This is a genomic window from Anaplasma capra, from assembly GCF_025628805.1.
GTDB lineage: Bacteria > Pseudomonadota > Alphaproteobacteria > Rickettsiales > Anaplasmataceae > Anaplasma > Anaplasma capra.
In genome coordinates this window covers 21550-28735 of the sequence record NZ_JAOTBG010000013.1, presented here as the reverse complement: position 1 = coordinate 28735, position 7186 = coordinate 21550, and the positions used below count along the sequence as shown (strand labels likewise).

Annotated in this window: 4 protein-coding genes; 2 read left to right on the top strand and 2 right to left on the bottom strand. The window is 48.7% G+C overall.

Annotation, left to right across the window (positions count from 1 at the left end; genetic code table 11):
• The first annotated feature begins 187 nt into the window (after positions 1 to 187).
• The gene (gene ileS, locus OC187_RS03930; protein WP_262997652.1) at positions 188 to 3499 is read left to right on the top strand and encodes an isoleucine--tRNA ligase; all 3312 of its coding nucleotides are present in this window, start codon (positions 188 to 190) and stop codon (positions 3497 to 3499) included.
• A 310-nt stretch (positions 3500 to 3809) separates the two neighbouring features.
• Positions 3810 to 5096, top strand: coding sequence for a hypothetical protein (locus tag OC187_RS03925; RefSeq protein ID WP_263008613.1), 1287 nt, complete (start codon positions 3810 to 3812; stop codon positions 5094 to 5096).
• Positions 5097 to 5386: 290 nt separating this feature from the next.
• Here the strand turns inward: OC187_RS03925 and OC187_RS03920 are convergent, their stop codons facing one another.
• Complete coding sequence (locus OC187_RS03920) at positions 5387 to 5941, bottom strand: RsmD family RNA methyltransferase (RefSeq protein WP_262997650.1); 555 nt, start codon at positions 5939 to 5941, stop codon at positions 5387 to 5389.
• A gap of 25 nt (positions 5942 to 5966) precedes the next feature.
• Positions 5967 to 7115, bottom strand: coding sequence for a peptidylprolyl isomerase (locus OC187_RS03915; RefSeq protein WP_262997649.1), 1149 nt, complete (start codon positions 7113 to 7115; stop codon positions 5967 to 5969).
• Positions 7116 to 7186: the final 71 nt, after the last annotated feature.

The window sequence follows — 7186 nt, the reverse complement described above, 5'->3', positions numbered from 1 at the left end:
GCCACACACTTTAGCTACTCAGGAAGTACGCACGTGAATAACGCCTCCGAGCCGCAATAAAACTCAAAATTTAGGGTAATCAGCGCAGACCGGCCCTGGACCGCTGTGGCCAGAACCCCACCCTATAAGCTTTCCAATATACGAGAGAATATGTATATTGTCCTCATTACCCAACGGTTGGAGCAACGTGAGCTACTATCCAGAAGTGAAAGGAAATCCCGAGTTTCCCGCGATCGAAAAAGAGGTACTCCAATATTGGAATAGCGAAAAGATCTTCGAGGAATCCGTCAATAGCCGCAGCGAAAGCAAGAGTTTCGTGTTTTATGATGGCCCTCCTTTTGCAAATGGCTTACCCCACTACGGACATCTGTTGACTGGATTTATCAAGGATGCCATCGCGAGATATAAGACCATGCGCGGATTCAGAGTGGAGAGGAGATTCGGGTGGGATTGCCATGGGCTACCAGCAGAAATGCTTGCGGAGAAAGAGCTGGGCGTCTCGGGTAAAGCTAACATAGAGAATTTCGGCATTGATAAATTCAATGACCATTGTCGCAGCTCCATCATGAGATTCACCAAACAGTGGAAGGAGTACGTAGAGAGGCAGGCAAGGTGGGTGGATTTTGAGAATTGCTACAGGACCATGGATAAGAATTTCATGGAGTCCGTCATGTGGGCATTTCATGAGCTTTGGCGTAAGGGGCTGGTGTATGAATCAGTAAAAGTGGTTCCGTATAGTTGGGCGTGCCAAACGCCTCTGTCAAATTTTGAAACAAAAATGGATAATGCCTACAGAGAGAAAGTCAGCAAGTCAGTTACCGTAAGGTTCAAGCTCGCAGATCGGGTGGGTTTTGTCCCACAAAACGTCGAGTCCTGTAGCATTCTTGCGTGGACTACAACTCCCTGGACCTTGGTATCAAATTTCGCCCTGGCCATAAATACTAACATGGCTTACGTTGGAGCGGTGGTCGGCAAGGAAATGCTGATATTCTCCGCGGGGTATCTCAACAGTTTTAGGCAATACTGCGAAAGGCACAATCTTCATTTCTCGCATGCTGTGCAGATACCTGCCACAGAACTTCTGGCAATAAAATATCGTCCGCCGTTCCCATACTTTGAAGGTGCCAAAAACGCATTTCTGGTACTAGACGCAGAATTTGTTGCTGAAGGATCAGGCACTGGAATAGTGCACATAGCCCCAGGTTTTGGAGAGGATGACTTTCTGCTGTGCCAAAAACATGGAGTTCCTGACTTTGGCGAGCAGCCTTTCAGCATGCTTTCCTCAATATGCCCAATAGACGATGCCGGGAACTTCACTTCATCTGTGGGTGAATTCGCCGGACAGCATGTGTTTGAGGCAAATGACGCTATCATTAAAGCACTAAAGGAAAAGGGCCTGTGGTTCGAGACCAATCAATATACGCACAGCTACCCACATTGTTGGCGTACGGACACCCCTCTGATATACAGAGCAATGTCGTCATGGTATGTGGAGGTTACCAAGCTCAAGGCGCGTATGATTGAACTTAATAAGGAAGTTAATTGGGTGCCAGAACACATACAGAGCGGCCAGTTCGGTAAGTGGCTAGAAGGGGTGAAGGACTGGTCAATATCTAGGCACAGATTCTGGGGAGCTCCTGTGCCCGTATGGCAGTCCGATGACCCTAAGTATCCCAGAACAGATGTCTACGGTTCAATCAAAAAGGTGTTCCCAGACGTAAAGGCCTTGGAAGAAGATTTTGGCCCCGTGGATGATCTACATCGCCCATACATAGATAGCCTAACTCGCCCCAATCCCGACGACCCAACAGGGAAGTCCATGATGCGGAGGGTGCCAGACGTTCTTGACTGCTGGTTTGAATCTGGTTCCATGCCATATGCGCAGATGCACTATCCGTTTGAGAACAAAGAGCGCCTTGACGCCAATATCACCGCGGATTTCATCACTGAGTACATCGCACAAACCCGGGGCTGGTTTTATACCCTCTTTGTCCTGTCTACAGGAATCTTCGATGCGCGCCCCTTCAAAAACTGCATATGCCACGGAGTGGTTCTAGATCTCAAAGGCCAAAAGTTGTCGAAACGACTCAACAACTACCCAGACCCCATGGAGATGTTTGAAAAGTATGGCGCGGACTCAATGCGGTTTACCATGCTATCGCATGCAGTTTCGGTAGGTGGAGATTTGCTACTCGACCAGGATGGTGACGTAATCCGAGACACGCTAAAGGGCGTAGTAAAGCCCATATGGAATAGCTATAGCTTTTTCACTGTGTACGCGAACTCAGATCGGATCAGGGGGCAGATCCTAGACGATCTAGAGGGAATTACGAACATCATGGATCAGTACATACTGTATGAGTGCGCATGCATGGTAGTAGAGGTGTTAGATGCCATGGAGGCTGGCCCAGATGGGGAGAAAGACCCATATAACATGAAGCGCGCATGTGCAGCCATAGCACGGTTTTCTGACAAGCTGAACAACTGGTACATACGTAGATGTAGGGAAAGGTTCTGGTCACGAGATAAGACTAGTGACAAGTTCGAGGCCTACAATACGCTTTATACTGCATTGTACTACCTGGTTAGAGTTATCGCGCCATTTCTTCCGCTCATCGCTGAATCCATATGGTTGGGGCTTAGTTTCCAACGCGAAAAATCAGTCCATTTAGCAGATTTCCCGCAGAGAAGCATTCTGAGTATTTCAGAGCAATACAGAAAAAACGCGGAATATATGCGGCTGGTCATGGACATCTGCAGCTATGCACTTTCTCTGAGAAGCGCACACAACATACGTGTAAGGCAGCCCCTACGCAGCATGACCATATACCCGTACAACTGCAAAGACTTGCTGGACCTGCCCAGAGAATACAAGGATATCATTCTCAATGAAGTGAATATCAAGGACATGCAGATAAAAAGCAATATAGAAGACGTTGCATCCTTTGAGCTAAAACTAAACTTTCCCCTACTTGGCCAAAGAGTACCAGAAAAAGTAAAACAGATCATTGCACTGATGAAAGACGGCGTATGGGAAATACAAAGCGATGGTAGCCTGCTGCTGGGTGCTCCAAACTGTGAACAATGCACAATAAAACGAGATGAGTTCTCCTTAAACCTAAAGGTAAACGACGATTATTCATGCCAGGTGGTCTCTGTAGGTGCTCCGGTGGGCGTGCTGTCTGTAGACCATGAGCTTACCAAAGAGCTGCTACTTGAGGGCATTGCACGTGACATTGTGCGGCTCATACAGCAAGCCCGCAAAGACTGCGGGTTAGAGATGCTGGACCACGCGGAGGTCGTAATCCACACGGATAAGAGTGAAGTAACAGAGGCAATTGGGGTCTGGCACAGCTTTGTCAAACAACAAACCTTCTCTGATGCTTTAGAGTGTCAATCCTCGCGGACTTCTGAAAGCCTCAGTAAGTACACAAAAGTTTCCAGCAAGGATTTTGATGTGTTTGTACGTAAATCAGCCATCCGGGCACAAACCATGTGACCATAAAGACAAGGGGGAATCAGTGAAAACTTACTACCTCAGGGGCGCACCCCCGCAACCAGACACTCGCTAAAAGCATTAACAACTACGGGAACTTCTCCTCCCCACTAATTGGGCGATTCCTGTCCGTAGCACATTATTTGCTGGACCTCGACCACAGAAATTCATATACATACACCCGGGTAGTACCAAAAGCGTTCGGTTTTATATACCGTTAGTGTGTGTAATGTGCTGCGGGCCAGGGGGTTCTTGGCTTGTAGTGGCCTGTGTAGGCTTCCTAATGGTTGTAGGACAACCATAAGAGGTGTGTGTGCAGGGAGCAGAAAAAGCGCAGCTACTTAGAGTGTTTTCTGCCGTTAGTGAAACTTCGGGTGATGTGGCTGCACAAGATTTCTTCCGGTCAGTTTCTGGCAGAGCGTACAGGGAGCCACTAGTTAGATTTGTAACCTCTGTGTTGCAAACAAAATATGAGAATGCTGCGGAAATTGCAGAAAAACTTGTGGAATCTATGCAGACCTTTCGTGATATCGAGGTTTTGATTCACGCACCCATCAAGTTAGCAGAACGGCTGCAGCATGGCAGCGATACAGACACCGAGTCCTATAAATTTGCGGAGGGTTCGGTTGCAGAAACATCCGGTGCAGTGGTTCGGGAGTTGCAGACACAGTGGGCTAAGGGTAAAAAGGCAGTGTCCGAGCTTTTCAGCGCCAGATCAGATTTTGAAGCGAAACAAGATCTGGCATACGAAGTTGACATGTTTATAAATCACGTAAAAGCTGCTAGGGCACGACTGCCGCATATGAGCAGTGTATCGGAGCGAAGGGATGCATATCTTAATGATGCTGATGGACTATTAGAAATTCTGTTTTCGCAACATGTACCCCAAGGGGCTGGAATCCTCTTCGGCAAGACAACACCGCATCAGGACATGCGGTCATATGTACAAAATTTTAAAGATGTCATAGTCTCTGCGGTTAAGGAGCTGCTGCTTGCACATAATCTCGAACACGTATACGACCACGAAATGACAGAAATGCTAGAAGGTGCTGGCAGTAGGGCCTATTTACGCTCCTATCTTCGTGGCTCTGTGGTGATACGCGGGTTTCATAGTCAGTCCACCATTGGTTCATGCAGCACAGGTACAGACCAACCAAAGCTATTGTCTCGCAAGCAGAATATGCAGGCAGCAGCGACAACAGCGCCTGAAGGTCATCAGCTTGTGCATGCTGGGCAGCCCGATAGTGAAGTGGTGCAGCCATACACCGTAGTAAAATCAAAGTCTTTCAACGCACTATGCGCATTCCTCTTCATCAATCTATTTGTGTTGCTATTGTTGATACCTCTATCACATGAATACTTTCTACAGGAAAAAACGAGGCGTATCATTGTAATTCTTGCCGAAGTTTGTGTTGCAGCATCAATATTCACCTTGGGATGCTGGCTTATTTTTTCAGGTAACTGCCACGAAATCCGTTTGCTGAACAACGCAGAGCATGCGCCCTGCGGGCACTTGCCCGATAATCAGCGTGTTGCACAGAACACATCTGTCACAGAAGTAGCTCACTCGCCATCCATCCCGTCCCAGGCTAGAGCTTAGCCAAAAAGTGGGGCACTAGCATTGAGAGTGTCGCTGGAAGTGATGGTACCGATGCCAACAATCCAGTCAGTGGTAAGGTATGTGGAAAGGCACTAACGGTACCAGTGGCACCACCTGTAGTAAGAACGGGGCCACCATGGCCAAAGCGCAGCATTTGGTACTGAGGCACCACGCTCTCTCTCAGATTCCTCAAGCACCAATGCGCAGGGTTGGTAGGTCTGCTGTGTTGCGCACCCCATAAATCTATAGGGGGTACAAGCGCGGGCTTCCCCGCCTACACACTTTAGTAGCTACTCAGGAAGTACGCACATAAATAACGCCTCCGAGCCGCAATAGGACCTCCGGCTAAGTATTTCGTAGCGCTCGGGTATTGAAACTGCGGCCCCGCGCTTTATGCACAACACCACTACACTACCAGCTTGACACCATCGCATATCGAGCATCGCACCCAGAGACACACCTACCAGTGATGTTTCGCCGTATGGAGGATCAACGAAAGCAAGATCGTACCTCCGATCAGCGCATGGAAGCTTGTGTATGTCGCAACACAAGATGTTTAGTTTGTGCTCAACACCTAGACTGGCCGCTGTTCTTCTGACTAATTGTAAGTTAGGCAGGTGTATATCAACAAGGCAAGCGTGCTCCGCGCCCCTAGAGAGGGCTTCAAAGGCAAAAGCCCCGCTACCGCAGAACAGATCGCATACGCTTATTCCCTCCATAAGCATGCGCGAACGCAGAATATTGAATACTGACTCCCGTAGTACGGAGATGACCGGCCTCGCCTTAAGGGCATTGCCAGTAAACACCCTCCTGCCGCGGTACACACCCGCCGTAACTCTTATCACACCCGCAGCCTGTCAATAAACTCACTCAAAACCTTTCAGTAAAATGCCTGCCTCTCATACGCTCCATCAACCTATCACTGGCGGAAACCAACTTCTCGGTGTAGACCATTTGCCTAATTTTGTGGACTTCCTCAGCCGTGAGCTCCCCACCCTGTGAAACACCGCACAGCATGATTAAATCTACTTTTTCGCCGTTTTCCCCGGCAGCAGAGCTTAGAATTTCTTCAAGTCTGGCACTGCTCAACATGGACTGAAGTTTGGACGCAAGGTCTCCAACACGCACATCAAGGCTGGTCACGTCCAACCCCATATCCTTGGCAATGCCGTCGAAGTTACCACAGTTAGCATCACGCGCTTTCATGACTTTCATGATATTCTCCTGATCGCCAGCAGCAATAGAAGCGCGCTTGATATTCGCAGAGCTATTCAAGAACCCCTTACCTACCCTGACTTTGCTTAACAACTTGAAGACTAAGTAGCCGCGATCCACCCTGATAGGCCCTATCACCTGGCCGATCTTGGCTTTCATAAGTGATACTCTTACATCAGGAAGAAAGGCACTGGCGGTCACCCCGACGGCATGATCCACATACACTGCATGCTCCCTGTAGCGAGTAGCTATTTTGTCGAGGGCGACACCCTTGTTCAGCTCGCTAAGAACGGAGTCCAAGACGTTCCCGGCCCTGAACGGGACGAAAACTTGCTCCATATCCAGCACGGTCTCTAAGCATGAGGACCTTGCCTCGGCAACATAGTTCTCTACATCGCCATCAGAAACCGCGAGGAAAGGCGCCACCATAGACGCCAACATCTTGTTCCATATAACCCTGGACTTCACATGCCCTTCCACGGATTGGTAATCTAACCCGTTTCTCGTTGTGCACTCCACAACATTTAGCCCATCACACACACCCAAGACCGCAAACATCCTGCCCGCCTCAGCATCAAACTCGTGACTTTCCACGGATATACCCAGCTCTTTGGCTTCAAGCTCTAACATAGACTCATCAACTAGAGACTGCAGAACCTCGCTTTGACCGCCCCCAGCGTGAACGGTTTTGTAAAAAAACATATTTGCCCTAACGCGCTTAGAAACATCTAGGCTGGTTATGGCTTTACCATCAACCACAGCTTTGATGCGGACAGAAGAGGTGGGGCTCGCGTCACACGACACAAAAGCAAGACCAAACCACAAGAAACTAAAGCATGCTAAATAGCGCAACATACCCACGAACTACAACAAAC